Raw genomic sequence first — 14,420 nt, forward strand, 5'->3', positions numbered from 1 at the left:
AAGGCGTTGCCGCCCGGAAACCCCTTGTACACGTTTTTGTTACCTGCTGGAAGTTCCACGCCATGAGCACGCCCGAACCCTTCAAAGAAGTGCCGCATCGCGGCCTGATCACGGTCGCGCTCATGCTGGCGACGGTCATGCAGGCGCTCGACACGACGATCGCCAACGTCGCTCTGCCGACAATGACGGGCGATCTCGGCGCCTCGCCTGACAACATCAACTGGGTGCTGACCTCCTACATCGTTGCGGCCGCCATCATGACGCCGGTCACCGGCTGGCTGGCCGACCGCTTCGGCCGTAAGGAACTGTTCCTGACGGCGGTGGTCGGCTTCACCATATTCTCGATGCTGTGCGGCATCGCCTGGAGCCTGGAGTCCATAGTGTTCTTCCGGCTGATGCAAGGCGTGTTCGGCGCGGCGATCGTGCCTCTGTCGCAAACCTTCCTGCTCGACATCAACCCCAGGGAACGCCATGGCCAGGCGATGGCCATCTGGGGCGCCGGCATCATGCTGGGGCCGATTCTGGGCCCGACGCTGGGTGGCTGGCTGACCGAGAATTTCAACTGGCGCTGGGTGTTCTTCATCAACCTGCCGGTCGGCATCGTCGCCTTTCTCGGTATGGCCGCCTACTTGCCGGCCGTTGCCCGGCGGGTGCGCGGCTTCGATTTCTTCGGCTTCGCCATGATATCGCTCGGCGTCGGCGCGCTTCAGCTGCTGCTCGATCGCGGCGGCGAGGTCGACTGGTTTTCCTCGGTCGAGATCTGGATCGAACTTGGTCTTTCGCTCACCGGCTTCTGGGTGTTCATCATTCACACCATGACCGCCGAACACCCCTTCATCGATCCCAAGATCTTCCTCGACCGCAATTTCGTGACCGGGCTGGCGTTCATCTTCATCATGGGTGTGCTCATCCTGGCGAGCATGTCGCTGTTGCCGCCGATGCTGTCGACCATCTTCGGCTATCCGACCGTCACCATCGGCGTCGTCATAGGGCCACGCGGTGTCGGCACCATGATTTCAATGCTGGTCGTCGGCCGGCTCATGAGCAAGATCGACGCCAGGATCCTCGTGGTCATCGGCTTCCTCCTGACCGCACAGTCGCTCTACACCATGTCCAGCTTCACGCCGCAGATGGACAATTGGCTGATCATCAGCTCCGGGGTCATCCAGGGCCTGGGGATGGGAATGGTGTTCGTGCCGCTGTCGACCGTCGCCTTCGCCACGCTTGACGTTCGCTTCCGCACCGATGCCACGGCCCTGTTCAGCCTGGTGCGCAATCTTGGCTCGTCCATAGGCGTGTCGGTCGTGACGGTCCTGATGGTGCGCAACACGCAGATCAATCACACCGAGCTTTCGGCCTTCATCAACCCGTTCAACCCCAATCTTTGGGCGGTCTCTCCTGCCGCCGCGAGCGGCGATCCGACGGCGCTTTCGCAGGTCGATCGCATGGTCAATCTGCAGGCGATGATGATTTCCTACGTCAACGACTTCAAAATACTCATGGTGATGACGCTGCTTGCCATCCCGTTTGTTTTCCTGCTGCGCAAGCCCAAGCAGGCGCCTGCCGGCGGCGCGCCGGCAGCGCATATGGACTAGCTCTATTTTCCGAGCACGAGGCTCCAGTAACGGAGCTTGCTGTCGCCGCCGTCGCGCACATAGGCAAGGCCGAAGCGGGTGAAGCGCGGGTCGAGCATGTTGCGGCGATGGCCAGGTGAATGCACCCAGATGTCGAACAGCTTCTCGAGGTCGAAACGACCCTCGGCGATGTTCTCCGCGGCGGCGCCGGAAATTCGATTGTCCTTGACGCGCGAGGCGAAATCCTTGCCCCAGCCGGTGGTGTGGCTCATGCGGCGGCGCTGCGCCATGTAGCCGGCCTGCTGCAGGGCAGCCTGTTCGAGTTGCCGGTCGGCGACCAGCGGCGCGAGCCCCGCCGAGGCGCGGATGCTGGCCAGCGTGCTGGTGGCGGAGGAGGAGACCCCGGCGCCTTCGCCTGACGGCAGTGAAACGGTGCTGCAGGCGGCGAGGCCCGCCAAGGCTGCGAGGCCGGTCAGCACCATGCGCCTGTGCAGATTCGGGATCGGGTGGGTTTCGATTTTCGCTATGGTCATGCCCCTGAGATAACGTCGATCATGGCTTTTGCCGGGCAGGGCGGCGAAAATCGAAGATGTTAGGCGGCAGTATCGAGATCTGCGTCCGAGGAACCGCCCATCCGGTCGTCTTCCGTATGCACCCACCACGACCCGAGCGCGTCGATGAGCGGTACAAGCCGGCGGCCAGGCGCCGTGAGGTCATAGTCGACCCGCAACGGATAACCCGGACGCACCGTGCGCCGCACGATGCCGGCCTCTTCCAGCTTGCGCAGTTCCAGGGTCAGGATGCGATGCGACACCGTCGGGTTGTCACGTCTCAGGTCACTGAACCGCTTGGTCCCGTCCTTCAGATAATAGAGCAGCAGTGTGGGCCAGCGGCCGCTGAGCACGCGCATGGTCTCTTCGATCGGGCAGCGTGAGACGACGTCTTTCATGGGCGGATCCTGGTTACAGAATTGTGCGTAATTTACATGGGACGACAAGCGTTTAGGGTCAAGTTTCGCTGCGCGGCGTGATCCTCTCAATCACGGAAGAAAACAAATGGAACCTATCCTCCTTTACGGCTTCCCGGCGGGAAGCTCGATGGGGCTTGTCGCTGCCTTCGAACGGATCGGGCAACCCTATCGCCTGTGCCGCGTCGACATGCTCACCGAGATGAAAAACGATGCCTATGCCAGCATCAACGATCGTCAGGAAACGCCGGTGCTGATCACCGACGAAGGCCGGGTGCTCACCGAGACAATGGCCATCGCCTCGTGGCTCGAAGCCCGCGACACACAGCGCCGCATCAGCTTCGAACCGCGCACGCCGCAAGCCGACCGCATGCACCAGCTGATGGCCTTCGTGAACACCGGTTTCACCGCCGCCTTCAGCCCGCTCTGGGTGGCATTGGAAATGGCGGCGGATGAACCGGCGCTGAAGGCGACCTTGCGGGAGTTCGGCCGCAAGGCCGTTGCGGAACGTCATGATCGGCTCGAGGCGATGATCGCCGACACGGATTTCCTGGTCGGCGACCGGCTGACGCTGGCCGATACCACGCTGATCGGCGTGGCGCGCTGGGCGGAGTTTCACCAGGCGATCGACGGCGCTGCCTATCCCAAGCTGGCCGGATTGCGCCTTCGCATCGAATCCGATCCGGCCGTGCGTTATGCGCTGGCTGTCGAGGACGGCGAACAGCCCGCCGGTTCTGGCGCCTGCCTTGGCCACGTCCCCCTGACTGAGGTGATCGATCGCTTCGCTTCATAAGTTGCCAGCCGCGCGGCGCCAAGTGCATGGCGGCGCGCGGCGCCAAGTCTGCTGCCGCCCGGTTCAACCAGCCGTTACCGGTGGACTTGGCGACAACTGCTTCTAAATCGGCTAGGATGACGCTGTACGAGAAATGGCAGCTCCGGGCGGCCATCCAGGCGGTGACCGCCCCGACACACGGGAGGAAGGTTATGGCCGGCTTTCATGTCATGGCAGACGCACGTGGAATGCATGTGCAGCCAACGGTGCGCCGCATCACCACGTCGGACCTTTGGGACGCGCTGCGTCTCGGCTTCGAGGATTTCTGGGCAAAACCATCGCACTACGTGTTCCTGTGCCTGATCTATCCCATCGTCGGCTTGATCCTGACGCAGTGGACGTCCGGCGCCAATGCCATCCAGCTCATCTATCCCCTGATGTCGGGTTTCGCGCTGCTTGGGCCATTTGCGGCCCTCGGCCTTTACGAGATCAGCCGCCGGCGCGAGCTCGGCATGAACACCTCCTGGCGGCACGCGTTTGACGTGCGGCGCTCGTCCGCGGTTCCGTCGATCGCTGTCATCGGCGTCATGCTGGTGGCGCTGTTCCTGCTGTGGCTCTACACCGCGCAATCGATCTACACTGGGCTGTTCGGCGACCAGCCGCCGGCCTCGATTGGTGGCTTCATCCGCGACGTGCTGACCACCAGCAAGGGCTGGACGCTGATCCTTGCCGGCAATGCCGCGGGCTTTGTCTTCGCCGTAGTCGTGCTGGCCACCACCGTGGTTGCCTTCCCGCTGCTGCTCGACCGTGACGTCGGCGCCGTTTCGGCGATCGAGACCTCGGCCCGGGCGGTGATGGCCAACCCGCTGCAAATGGCGCTGTGGGGCTTGCTGGTCGCCGTGCTTCTGGTGATCGGTTCGATCCCGCTGTTTGCCGGGCTCGCCGTCGTCATGCCGGTGCTCGGCCATGCCACCTGGCATCTCTACCGCAAGGTGGTCGAGCCCGAGCGGGTACAGCAGATAAGGCGGCCGATGTAACGAAGAAGGCACCCATGGCCTTCACCCTGCCGAGCCTGCCCAACAAGATCGTCTGTCTGACCTGCCTTTGTATCGGTAGCTATCTGCATGCCGCGCCAGCGCGCGCTGACCAGCCGGTGCAGTTTGAAAGCGCGGCTTCGGAGCCAACGTCATTTCAGAAGCGCATTGCGCAAGCAGGCGGCAAGGTCCCGAAGGCCGTTCCCGGCACGCCGCTGCAGGGGTATTTAACGCGGCCGCCGGGTGAGGGGCCGTTCCCGGCTGTCGTGGTTCTGCACGGATGTTCAGGTCTGCCCGGAAGTGTAAAGAAAACCTGGTCCGAGCGACTGTCCTCCTGGGGTTACGTCGTCCTCGTCGTCGACAGCTTCAGCACCCGCGGCATAAAGGAGACCTGTGATGGCCTCCACTCTGTTGATCGCGTATATGACGCCTACGGCGCTCTGGAATTCCTATCGAAATACAGTTTTGTCGACCCGCGGCGCATTGCGTTGATGGGGTTCTCCGCTGGCGGGAACGCAACGCTCGAGGCCTTGCAATCTGGTGGAGACGAGCGGCTTATGGAGCGCAAATTCAAGGCTGCGATCGCCTACTATCCGGATTGTTCGGCAACGAATGGCGACATGGCGGCCCCGACCTTGATACTGATCGGCGAGCTTGACGATCGGACCCCCGCCAAAATTTGCCAGGAGATGATGACGCAGCGCAGCGGCAAGGGAAGCTCCGTACAGCTTGACGTCTACCCAGTTGCTCGTCACGGATTTGACTCCGCAGGATTGAAGACTGGCATCGAGACCTATGGTCACCGGATGCAGTACAATGCGGCCGAGCAATCCATCCTTGCCTCTCATGCATTCCTGAAAGACGTCTTCGGCGGCTGATAGTGGCGACTGCCGTTTTGCACTCTCAGCGCTGCGCGTCTGTCGCCATCTTCAGCGCGAGTGCCTTCAGCACCGTGCCATCATCCGGCGCCGGATGACCGATTTTCGCAACCGATGTGCCGATCGAGACGGTGGGCGACCGGCGCTTTCACTATCGCTGACGCACGAAACGTGGCCTCTTCATTTCGCGAGAGTGATGCGGCGACTGGCATACATCTCGCGATTTCCAAGCATGGCCGTGCAATCCGTCCTGACGGACGAGTTTCCCGTCATCAGCACGGTCTTGCCGACAAGCCTCAGACAATCGCCCTGACTGCTCATATCTGAGTTGCCAGCGTAGGAAATGGGCGCGTCAGGCGCATAGACGAAACCGCTGATCGTGGAATTTGCCCCGCCATTGAGCGTCAAGGCGGACGTGTTCCCGTGATCCTCGAAAATGGTGATGCCGGCATAGGGGCCGCTGGTGGACGGGGAAAGGCCCACCTTCTCATTGGCATTTATGTAGAGCTGTGCGCCTTCCATGAGGAATATAGTCACGCCGTGGCCTGTCAGGCTACCGTTGCCGCCGGGCTTGATGGTGGTGCCGCGCAGGATGTAGACGCCCGGATCAAGTGTGATGTCCCCCGACAATGTCTTGTCGCAATACGTGCCGGGCGACAGCGTGTAGGTTTTGCCGTTCGGGACCGGCAGACACAATGTGAAGGGGGGAGGGACGACGTCGGCCAGAGGATCAAAAGACGCATATTGATGTTCGAGCGGCATTCCACAGGTGAGTGTGGCGTTGGGTGACGAAAGCCCGGAAGTGCCGCCGACAGTCGAGACGCAGCCCGCTGAAACCAGTGCGGAACCGCCCCTGTTCACGGCGTCGGGCGCATCCGAGTTTGCCGCGATCACGCAGTTGCTCATCGAGACGTTGGTCGAGCCCTGCAGGCTCACGGCGGCGGATGCCTGGGGATCGAGCGCCAGCACGCAGGCTTGCGCGCCAGGCTCAAGTTTGACCGAGGCCGAGCGGTGAGCCTGCCAAGCGGGCGCGCCGCTGATGAAGCTTGCTCGGCTGATTTTGGACGAAACCGAGATGTAGTAGGCGCTCGGGTCGCCGCTCGCGGCTGCCGAAAAGGCGGAGACGCTGCCCGAATATTCTTGCTGGTCGGCAATGCTCATATTGGCCGCGAAAAATGTCAGCCCGAGCGCCTGGACATCACCTGCCGTCATGCCGGGCGAATACTTTGTGCCGACGGCGAGCCCCGCCGCGTCCAGTGAGTTCTGCAATTGCGCGGCATCCTCGCTGGTGCCCACCAGATCCATGACTCCGGCAACGCCAAGCATCATCGGCAGCATCGCCATGGCGGTTGCCAAGGCAAAGTTGCCGCGCCTGTCGCGCGCGAATCCGAGGATCATCGCTTTTAGCATCCCAGCCCAGAAACCAGTGGTCGGCATGACGATGCTCATAAAACGCTAATTTTCACGTTGCTGGATGCGTCAAAGACCGGCCAGTTTCTTGGAGGCTAGTTAACCATGCCGGCCCCACGGCACGATAGTGCGCCGCCATTGCAGCTACTGAAGCGAGGAAACCTTGGACTTTACCCATCGCAGCCTTTCGCGCGAGACATCCACTGCCGCTCGCGTGACTGGCGAAAGCTGGTGACAGGCCGGGGCGGTTCGGCTAATCCGAACCGGCTGCGGCGAACCGTCGGTCGCGGCGATCGCAACGATCATGACTGAAGGAAACGGCATGGCGGATTCGCCTGAAATCATCGGCTCGCTCGAAGACGTGTCGAAGTCCTATTCGGCAATCCTGTGCGATGTCTGGGGTGTGGTCCACAATGGTGAAACGCATTTCCCGGTGGCGGCTTCCGCACTGGCAAGGGCTCGAGAGGCGAAAATCCCCGTCGTCCTGATCACCAATTCGCCGCGCAGAAGTGCCGATGTCGTGGCGCAGATGAACGCGATCGGTGTTCCACCGTCAGCCTACGACCGGGTGGTTACCTCAGGCGACGTGACGCGGGATCTGATCGCCGAAGGGCCGCGCAAGATTTTCCATATCGGCGCCGACCGGGACTTCACCCTCTATGAAGGTCTCGACGTCGAGCTTGTCGAGGAGTTCGAGGCGTCCGGCGTCGTCTGCACCGGCCTGTTCGACGACGAGGTCGAAAAACCCGAGGATTACACGGAGCTCCTGCGGCGGCTGCGCGCCAGGAACCTGCCTTTCATCTGCGCAAATCCCGACATCGTGGTCGAGCGCGGCGAACGCATCATCTGGTGTGCCGGCGCGCTGGCGCGTGACTATGCCCAGCTTGGCGGCCGCACATTGATCGCTGGAAAACCTTACGCGCCGATCTACAATCTCGCGATGAAGGAGGTTGCCGAGATTCTTGGCCAGCCGGTCGAGCGCGGCCAGGTGCTTGCCATCGGCGACGGCATGATGACCGATGTGAAGGGCGCCGCCGACAATGGCTTCGATGTTCTTTATGTCTCCGGCGGCATCCATGCCCGCGACTATGGCGATGCCCTGCAACCGGATCCGGCAAGACTGGCGGCGTTCCTGGAAAAGCATGGCTATGGTCCGGTGGCCGTCATTCCCAGACTTCGGTAGGTGACGATGGCAGCCTTCCAACGCGTCCTGGCAACCGCGCCGCTTCCCGCCGACCTGCGCGGCGGCGTGGTGGCGATCGGCAATTTCGATGGCGTCCATCGCGGCCATCAGGCGGTGCTCGAGCGCGCCTCTGCCGAGGCCGGACGGCGCGGCGTACCGGCCCTGGTGCTGACGTTCGAACCGCATCCACGCAAGATATTCAGGCCTGATATCCCGTTGTTCGTGCTGACGCCGCCGCCGATGAAGGCGCGGCTCCTGTCGCTGCTGGGCTTTGCCGCGCTGATCGAGCAGCCGTTCACGCACGACTTCGCCTCGCTGTCGGCGGAAGCGTTCGTGACGGATGTGCTTGAAACGAACCTTGGCATTACCCACGCCGTGACCGGGTTCGATTTCCACTTCGGCAAGGATCGTCAAGGCGGCCCGGCCTACCTGATGGCGGCGGGTGAGCGTCACGGCTTCGGCGTCACGCTCGTCGACGCCTTCCGGGACGAGGGCGCCGAGGTGGTGTCGTCCAGCCGCATCCGCGGATTGCTGGGCGAGGGCGAAGTGGCCGAAGCCGCCGGTCTGCTCGGCTACCGCTTCACCGTCGAAAGCGAAGTGGTCGGCGGACAGCAGCTTGGCCGAACCCTTGGCTTTCCAACCGCGAATATGAGGCTGTCGGCTGAAGCCGCACTCAAGGAGGGCATCTATGCCGTCCGCTTCCGCCGCGCCGACGGCACGCTTCACGACGGCGTCGCCAGCTTCGGCCGTCGCCCGACCGTCAATGACAATGGCACGCCGCTGCTGGAAACCTTCGTCTTCGACTTCTCCGAAGACCTCTATGGCGAGGTCTGTCAGGTTTCCTTCTTCGGTTTCCTGCGCCCGGAGGTGAAGTTCGATGGGCTCGACGCGCTGGTCGCGCAGATGAAGCGCGATGAAGCCGAGGCACGCGCGCTGCTTGCCGGCGTCAAGCCGCTCTCCGATCTCGACGCGGCCATGGTTTTTTGAGTCCAGGCGTTATCCCGGTTACTTTTTCAGCGCCAGACCGACGGCGATGAAGGTCCAGCCCTGGAAGATCAGGTCGATCGCAAGGAACAGACCGAGCACCCACAGGCTGTTGACCGGCCAGCCCATGGCGATGATCAGACCTGCAAGCGCGCTGATGACACCGGCGGCGACGAGCCAGCCCCAGCCGCGTTCCGGCCGGTGGCTGTAGCCGACCCAGGCCCTGAGCACCCCTGACGCGACCAGCGCGATCGCCAGCAGGAACGTCAGCACCGCCGAGGCAAGCAACGGATTGCCGAAAGCGAAGAAGCCGGCGACGGCGTACAGCAGTCCGCTGAGCAGCCAGTAGAAGAAGCGATTCCAGGACTTGACGCCGAACGCGTGCACGATCTCGATGATACCCGCCATCAGCATCAGCCATCCCACGACGTAGACGGAAGCCACCGTGGCGACGAACAGATTGGCGAAGGCAATGCCGCCGAAGATGAGCAGCAGCACACCGAGTGCGACAAACCATCCCCATTTTGTCCGTGTCTGTTCGATCCCGATTTTCAAGGCGTCGCCATGCAGGGTCATTGTCGCGGTCTCCATCGAGGGCTGCGGAATACTGCGGATGGAAGGTAATCCGGGCGCGAGCCAACGTCCAGCCGATGACCGGCAGCGGGATCGCGGCAAAGCGCGAGCATATGTCTCGGGTTTAAATCAAATTTTACCAAACGGCCGTCAAAGCTGTCATCGGCAATCATATGCGTTGTGTTAGTGGAGTGGCCATGAGTTCGGTCGGAAGAATCTCTCTTGTGTTGGCCGCCGCAGTGCTGGGTGGGACGGGCGCTGCCAATGCGGGCGAGGGCAGCTGGCTGTCCGGCGACTGGTATCTGACCGTAGGTGCCACCGGCATGGTGGCGCCGAATTTCGAGGGCGGCAAAAAGTACCTGCTCAGCGCCTCGCCGATCATTTCGCTGGGCAAGGCCGGACCTGCTGCCCGCTTTGTCTCGCGCAACGACAACATCTCGCTGGCGCTGGTCGATGATGGCGGTTTCCGCGCTGGCCTGACCGGCAAGTTCCTGTTTTCCCGCGATGACGACAACGCCGATGAGCTGAAGGGCCTCGATCCGGTGCGCTGGGGCGGGGAAGTCGGCGGCTTCTTCGAATTCTATCCGACCGACTGGCTGCGCGCCCGCGCCGAGCTGCGCCACGGCATTCGCGCTCACAACGGCTTTGTCGCCGACATTGCCGCCGACGCCTTTTACGATGTGACGCCGACCGTCAGGATTTCGGGCGGCCCGCGTGTTTCCTTTGCGTCAGGCAATTATTTCGACGCCTATTACGGCGTCAACGCGCAGGAAGCCGTGGCCTCGGGCTTGAGCGAATATCATCCCGGTGGCGGGCTGAAATCGACCGGCCTCGGCGGCGCCATAACCTGGAAGGTGACCGAGCCGATGACCGCCAGCCTGTTTGGCGAATATTCACGCCTGATGGGACCGGCGGCCGATTCCAGCCTGGTCAAGGAGCGCGGCGACCGCAACCAGTTCATGATTGGCGTGTCGACCACCTACCGCTTCGATTTCACGATGTAAGTGAAATGAACGAGACGCTTTATTCCTGCCGTGGCTTCGGCTAAAAGCCCAGCCATGACCAGCTTTTCGCGCCTTTTCGCGATCGCGATACGAATTACAGGCCCGGTGTTCCGGGTGGCCTGAGCGCCGCCGGAGCCGCCGGGAGTTTCTGCGCGCCCCCTCGCGCTTTTTCCATAACATGATGTTCACGCCCGAGCTTGTACGCCCGCCGGGCAATGCAAATGGCAGACCAATGACCGATACAACTGAAACGATCGACTATTCCAAGACGCTTTACCTGCCGCAGACGGACTTCCCGATGCGTGCCGGCTTGCCGGAGAAGGAGCCGCTGCTGGTCAAGCGCTGGCAGGACATGGATCTCTACCGCAAGCTGCGCGAGAGCGCTGCCGGCCGCACGAAATACGTTCTGCATGACGGGCCACCCTACGCCAACGGCAACATCCATATCGGCCACGCGCTGAACAAGATCCTCAAGGATGTCATCACCCGCTCGTTCCAGATGCGCGGCTACGACTCGAACTATGTGCCCGGCTGGGACTGCCACGGCCTGCCGATCGAGTGGAAGATCGAGGAGCAGTACCGCGCCAAGGGCAAGAACAAGGACGAGGTGCCGGTCAACGAATTCCGCAAGGAATGCCGTGAGTTCGCCGCGGGTTGGATCGCTGTGCAGGGGGCCGAGTTCCAGCGCCTCGGCGTCATCGGCGATTTCGAGAATCCCTATACGACGATGGCCTTCCATGCCGAGTCGCGCATCGCCGGCGAGCTTTTGAAATTCGCCATGTCGGGCCAGCTCTATCGCGGCTCCAAGCCGGTAATGTGGAGCGTGGTCGAGCGTACGGCGCTGGCCGAGGCCGAGATCGAGTACCACGACTATGAGAGCGACACGATCTGGGCGAAGTTTCCGGTCGCCAGCTTGGCCCGCCCTGTCGATGGCGAGACCAAGCTGACGGAGGGCGCACTCGATCTGCTGCAGGCACATGTCGTCATCTGGACGACGACGCCATGGACGATCCCCGGCAACCGTGCCGTCAACTATTCGCCGCGCATCAACTATGGCCTCTATAAGGTCACGGCAGCCGAGAACGCATTCGGCCCGCAGCCGGGTGAAAAACTGATTTTTGCCGACGCGCTGGCCGAAGACTCCTCGGTCAAGGCCAAGGTCACCTTGAATCGTCTCCGCAGCGTTTCGGCGCAAGAGCTTGGAAGCCTTACGCTTTCGCATCCGCTCAAGGGTTTTTGCGGCGGCTACGACTTTGCCGTTCCGATGCTCGCCGGCGACCACGTCACCGACGATGCCGGCACCGGCTTCGTCCACACCGCGCCCGGCCACGGCCGCGAGGACTTTGACGCCTGGATGGATGCGGCGGTGGATCTGCGCGCACGCGGCATCGATCCCGCCATCCCGTTCACCGTCGACGACGGCGGTTTCTTCACCAAGGACGCGCCGGGTTTCGGCCCCGACCGGGAGGGTGGACCGGCGCGTGTCATCGACGACAACGGCAAGAAGGGCAACGCCAACCAGGCCGTCATCGACGAGCTGATCAAGCGCAACGCGCTGTTCGCGCGCGGCCGGCTGAAGCACAGCTACCCTCACTCCTGGCGGTCCAAGAAACCGATCATCTTTCGCAACACGCCGCAGTGGTTCGTCTACATGGAAAAGGACCTCGGCGACGGCTCGACACTGCGCAGCCGGGCGCTCAAGGCCATCGACGACACCCGCTTCGTGCCCGCCGCCGGCCAGAACCGCATCCGCGCCATGATCGAGGAGCGCCCGGACTGGGTGCTGTCGCGCCAGCGCGCCTGGGGCGTGCCGATCGCCGTCTTCGCCGATGCCGACGGCAATGTGCTGAAGGACGAAGCGGTCAACCAGCGCATCATGGACGCCTTCGAGCAGGAGGGCGCCGACGCCTGGTTCGCGGCTGATGCCAAGGAGCGTTTCCTTGGCAATCACGACGCTTCGAAGTGGAAGCAGGTGATGGACATCCTCGACGTCTGGTTCGATTCGGGCTCGACGCACGCCTTCACGCTGGAAGATCGTCCTGACCTGAAATGGCCGGCCGACGTCTATCTCGAAGGCTCCGACCAGCATCGCGGCTGGTTCCATTCGTCGCTGCTGGAGAGTTGCGGCACCAGGGGCAGGGCGCCTTACGACACCGTCGTCACCCATGGTTTCACCATGGACGAGGATGGCCGCAAGATGTCGAAGTCGCTGGGCAACACCGTGGTGCCGCAGGACGTCATCAAGCAGTCGGGCGCCGATATACTGCGTCTGTGGGTGGTGACGACCGACTACTGGGAGGACCAGCGGCTCGGCAAGAACGTGCTGCAGACCAACATCGACGCCTACCGCAAGCTGCGCAACACCATCCGCTGGATGCTGGGTACGCTTGCCCATGACGATGGCGAAGAGGTGCCGCTGGAGAAAATGCCGGAGCTGGAGCGGCTGATGCTGCACCGGCTGGCCGAGCTCGATGAGGTCGTGCGCTCGGGCTACGACGCCTTCGAATTCAAGCGCATCACCCGCATGCTGCTCGATTTCATGGTGGTCGAGCTGTCGGCGTTCTATTTCGACATCCGCAAGGACGCGCTCTACTGCGACGCGCCGTCGAGCCTGAAGCGCAAGGCTTCGGTGCAGGTGGTGCGCCATCTCTTCGACTGCCTGGTAAAATGGCTGGCGCCGATGCTGCCTTTCACCATGGAGGAGGCCTGGCTTGACCGTCATCCCGACGCCGTCTCGGTGCATCTCGACCAGTTCCCGCAAATCCCGGCGGACTGGAAGAACGAGGCGCTGGCGGAAAAGTGGCGCCAGGTGCGGCAAGTGCGGCGCGTCGTCACCGGTGCGCTGGAGATCGCGCGCGCCCAGAAGGTGATCGGATCGTCGCTGGAAGCGGTGCCGGTCGTCACAATCAACGACGCAGCGCTCGAAGCGGCGATTTCAGATGTCGACATGGCCGAGATGGCGATCACCAGCGATCTGGTCATCGCTCATGGCGAGGCACCGGCTGGCGCCTTCGCGATCGACGACGTCAAGGGTGTCGCCGTGGTGGTCGAGAAGGCCGAGGATCGTGGCCTGTTAAAATGTGCACGCTCCTGGCGCTACACCGCCGATGTCGGCCAGGATCCGGAATTCCCGGATGTTTCGGCCAGGGATGCGGCGGTGCTGCATGAATTGAAGGCGCTTGGCCGACTTTAACGGTTAGTCGGCTGGATCGGTGCACAAATGCCACGCCGGCGGGCGAAAACCGCCCGCGCGTTGCCCTTAACGAGTGGTTGAGGTAAACACGCGAAACTCCGGAAGACAAATTGTCGCCGGATTTCCGTCGCAAGTGCTTGGACGATGGGGACCGGCCACAAGGCTGGTGGCAATCGAGAGGCTGTCTAGAGTGGGACTTTTTGGCATGACCGTGAGATATAATGCGCGCTTGGCGCTGCTGGCGCCGCTTGTCGCGTCGGGCCTCGCTTTGTCCGGCTGCATGGGCTCTCCGACCTACGGCACCGACAAGACCGCCGGCGAACAGCTGGCCGGCGATATTTCGGGCGCCTTTTCATTCGCGCCGAAGCGCAAGGAACAGATCGACTACAAGCCGCGTCCGACGCTCGTGAAGCCGGCGCCAGGCCAGAAGGAAGCGCTGCCGGCCCCGCAGGACAGCATCGAGACGGCGAGCGCCGAATGGCCCGAATCGCCCGAGCAGCGCCGCGCCCGCTTGCGCGCCGACGCCACCGCCCATCAGAACGACCCGGCCTATCAGTCGGAGATCATCGACGACGTGCAGACGGACCCGGCCTCGGTGAAGAGGGCGATGGCGGAGTCAGGGTCGAGCCACCCGCCGGCATGGACACCGGCCGATTCCGACAAGGGCCGTGCCGCCGAGATCCAGCGCCGCCTTGCCGACAGCAAGCAGGGCGATCCGAACACCCGCAAATATCTGAGCGAGCCTCCAGTGCAGTATCGTGTCGCGGCCGGCACGGCGCCGCAAGATCAGCTTGGCGAGGACGAGTACAAGAAGGAACGCCGCCTCAAGAAAGAGGCGGAAGGCAAGA

Annotated in this window: 13 protein-coding genes; 9 read left to right on the forward strand and 4 right to left on the reverse strand. The window is 62.8% G+C overall.

Going from position 1 to position 14,420, the window contains the following annotated elements; genetic code table 11:
* Nucleotides 1-62: 62 nt before the first annotated feature.
* Entirely contained in the window at nucleotides 63-1,595 is a 1,533-nt protein-coding gene (locus EOB80_RS29975) for a DHA2 family efflux MFS transporter permease subunit (protein WP_127331522.1), read from the forward strand.
* A 2-nt stretch (nucleotides 1,596-1,597) separates the two neighbouring features.
* On the opposite strand, the gene EOB80_RS29980 is transcribed toward EOB80_RS29975, so the two are convergent.
* Entirely contained in the window at nucleotides 1,598-2,107 is a 510-nt protein-coding gene (locus EOB80_RS29980) for a CAP domain-containing protein (RefSeq protein WP_127322629.1), read from the reverse strand.
* 59 nt (nucleotides 2,108-2,166) lie between these two features.
* The gene (locus EOB80_RS29985; RefSeq protein ID WP_127331524.1) at nucleotides 2,167-2,523 is read right to left on the reverse strand and encodes a helix-turn-helix domain-containing protein; all 357 of its coding nucleotides are present in this window, start codon (nucleotides 2,521-2,523) and stop codon (nucleotides 2,167-2,169) included.
* Between the two features lie 106 nt (nucleotides 2,524-2,629).
* Between EOB80_RS29985 and EOB80_RS29990 the strand changes: the two genes are divergently transcribed.
* The 3 genes from EOB80_RS29990 (at nucleotide 2,630) to EOB80_RS30000 (ending at nucleotide 5,225) form a co-directional block, all read left to right on the forward strand.
* Nucleotides 2,630-3,334, forward strand: coding sequence for a glutathione S-transferase family protein (locus EOB80_RS29990; protein ID WP_127331526.1), 705 nt, complete (start codon nucleotides 2,630-2,632; stop codon nucleotides 3,332-3,334).
* A 191-nt stretch (nucleotides 3,335-3,525) separates the two neighbouring features.
* Nucleotides 3,526-4,350, forward strand: coding sequence for a DUF2189 domain-containing protein (locus EOB80_RS29995; RefSeq protein WP_127331528.1), 825 nt, complete (start codon nucleotides 3,526-3,528; stop codon nucleotides 4,348-4,350).
* A 14-nt stretch (nucleotides 4,351-4,364) separates the two neighbouring features.
* Nucleotides 4,365-5,225 carry a dienelactone hydrolase family protein gene (locus tag EOB80_RS30000; RefSeq protein WP_127331530.1) on the forward strand — a complete coding sequence of 287 codons (861 nt, stop codon included), beginning with the start codon at nucleotides 4,365-4,367 and terminating at the stop codon, nucleotides 5,223-5,225.
* A gap of 180 nt (nucleotides 5,226-5,405) precedes the next feature.
* On the opposite strand, the gene EOB80_RS30005 is transcribed toward EOB80_RS30000, so the two are convergent.
* Nucleotides 5,406-6,569, reverse strand: coding sequence for a pilus assembly protein (locus tag EOB80_RS30005; protein ID WP_164762772.1), 1,164 nt, complete (start codon nucleotides 6,567-6,569; stop codon nucleotides 5,406-5,408).
* A gap of 388 nt (nucleotides 6,570-6,957) precedes the next feature.
* On the opposite strand from EOB80_RS30005, the gene EOB80_RS30010 reads away from it, so the two are divergent.
* Nucleotides 6,958-7,818: a TIGR01459 family HAD-type hydrolase gene (locus EOB80_RS30010; RefSeq protein WP_164762768.1), complete on the forward strand. Its 861-nt coding sequence runs from the start codon at nucleotides 6,958-6,960 to the stop codon at nucleotides 7,816-7,818.
* Between the two features lie 6 nt (nucleotides 7,819-7,824).
* The gene (locus EOB80_RS30015) at nucleotides 7,825-8,805 is read left to right on the forward strand and encodes a bifunctional riboflavin kinase/FAD synthetase (RefSeq protein ID WP_127331534.1); all 981 of its coding nucleotides are present in this window, start codon (nucleotides 7,825-7,827) and stop codon (nucleotides 8,803-8,805) included.
* An 18-nt stretch (nucleotides 8,806-8,823) separates the two neighbouring features.
* Here EOB80_RS30015 and EOB80_RS30020 read toward each other — a convergent pair whose 3' ends face one another.
* Nucleotides 8,824-9,378, reverse strand: a complete 555-nt coding sequence (locus EOB80_RS30020) for an HdeD family acid-resistance protein (RefSeq protein WP_127331536.1) — start codon at nucleotides 9,376-9,378, stop codon at nucleotides 8,824-8,826.
* A 194-nt stretch (nucleotides 9,379-9,572) separates the two neighbouring features.
* Here EOB80_RS30020 and EOB80_RS30025 point away from each other — a divergent pair, with 194 nt between their 5' ends.
* The 3 genes from EOB80_RS30025 to EOB80_RS30035 form a co-directional block, all read left to right on the forward strand.
* Nucleotides 9,573-10,379 carry a MipA/OmpV family protein gene (locus tag EOB80_RS30025; protein WP_127331538.1) on the forward strand — a complete coding sequence of 269 codons (807 nt, stop codon included), beginning with the start codon at nucleotides 9,573-9,575 and terminating at the stop codon, nucleotides 10,377-10,379.
* A gap of 232 nt (nucleotides 10,380-10,611) precedes the next feature.
* A complete protein-coding gene (ileS, locus tag EOB80_RS30030; protein WP_127331540.1) occupies nucleotides 10,612-13,572 on the forward strand; it encodes an isoleucine--tRNA ligase in 2,961 nt (986 codons plus the stop codon).
* A gap of 205 nt (nucleotides 13,573-13,777) precedes the next feature.
* Nucleotides 13,778-14,420, forward strand: a 643-nt coding sequence (locus EOB80_RS30035; RefSeq protein WP_127331550.1) for a hypothetical protein, incomplete at its 3' end; no start/stop codon positions are given.

The sequence above is a fragment of the Mesorhizobium sp. M7A.F.Ca.MR.245.00.0.0 genome, assembly GCF_003997415.1.
Classification (GTDB): Bacteria; Pseudomonadota; Alphaproteobacteria; order Rhizobiales; family Rhizobiaceae; genus Mesorhizobium.

What these genes read in the sequence shown, in the direction of transcription:
- EOB80_RS29975 (WP_127331522.1), top strand. Translation starts at nt 63, where the DNA reads ATGAGCACGCCCGAACCCTTCAAAGAAGTGCCGCATCGCGGCCTGATC.
- EOB80_RS29980 (WP_127322629.1), bottom strand. Translation starts at nt 2,107, where the DNA reads ATGACCATAGCGAAAATCGAAACCCACCCGATCCCGAATCTGCACAGG.
- EOB80_RS29985 (WP_127331524.1), bottom strand. Translation starts at nt 2,523, where the DNA reads ATGAAAGACGTCGTCTCACGCTGCCCGATCGAAGAGACCATGCGCGTG.
- EOB80_RS29990 (WP_127331526.1), top strand. Translation starts at nt 2,630, where the DNA reads ATGGAACCTATCCTCCTTTACGGCTTCCCGGCGGGAAGCTCGATGGGG.
- EOB80_RS29995 (WP_127331528.1), top strand. Translation starts at nt 3,526, where the DNA reads ATGGCCGGCTTTCATGTCATGGCAGACGCACGTGGAATGCATGTGCAG.
- EOB80_RS30000 (WP_127331530.1), top strand. Translation starts at nt 4,365, where the DNA reads ATGGCCTTCACCCTGCCGAGCCTGCCCAACAAGATCGTCTGTCTGACC.
- EOB80_RS30005 (WP_164762772.1), bottom strand. Translation starts at nt 6,569, where the DNA reads ATGGCGATGCTGCCGATGATGCTTGGCGTTGCCGGAGTCATGGATCTG.
- EOB80_RS30010 (WP_164762768.1), top strand. Translation starts at nt 6,958, where the DNA reads ATGGCGGATTCGCCTGAAATCATCGGCTCGCTCGAAGACGTGTCGAAG.
- EOB80_RS30015 (WP_127331534.1), top strand. Translation starts at nt 7,825, where the DNA reads ATGGCAGCCTTCCAACGCGTCCTGGCAACCGCGCCGCTTCCCGCCGAC.
- EOB80_RS30020 (WP_127331536.1), bottom strand. Translation starts at nt 9,378, where the DNA reads ATGACCCTGCATGGCGACGCCTTGAAAATCGGGATCGAACAGACACGG.
- EOB80_RS30025 (WP_127331538.1), top strand. Translation starts at nt 9,573, where the DNA reads ATGAGTTCGGTCGGAAGAATCTCTCTTGTGTTGGCCGCCGCAGTGCTG.
- ileS (WP_127331540.1), top strand. Translation starts at nt 10,612, where the DNA reads ATGACCGATACAACTGAAACGATCGACTATTCCAAGACGCTTTACCTG.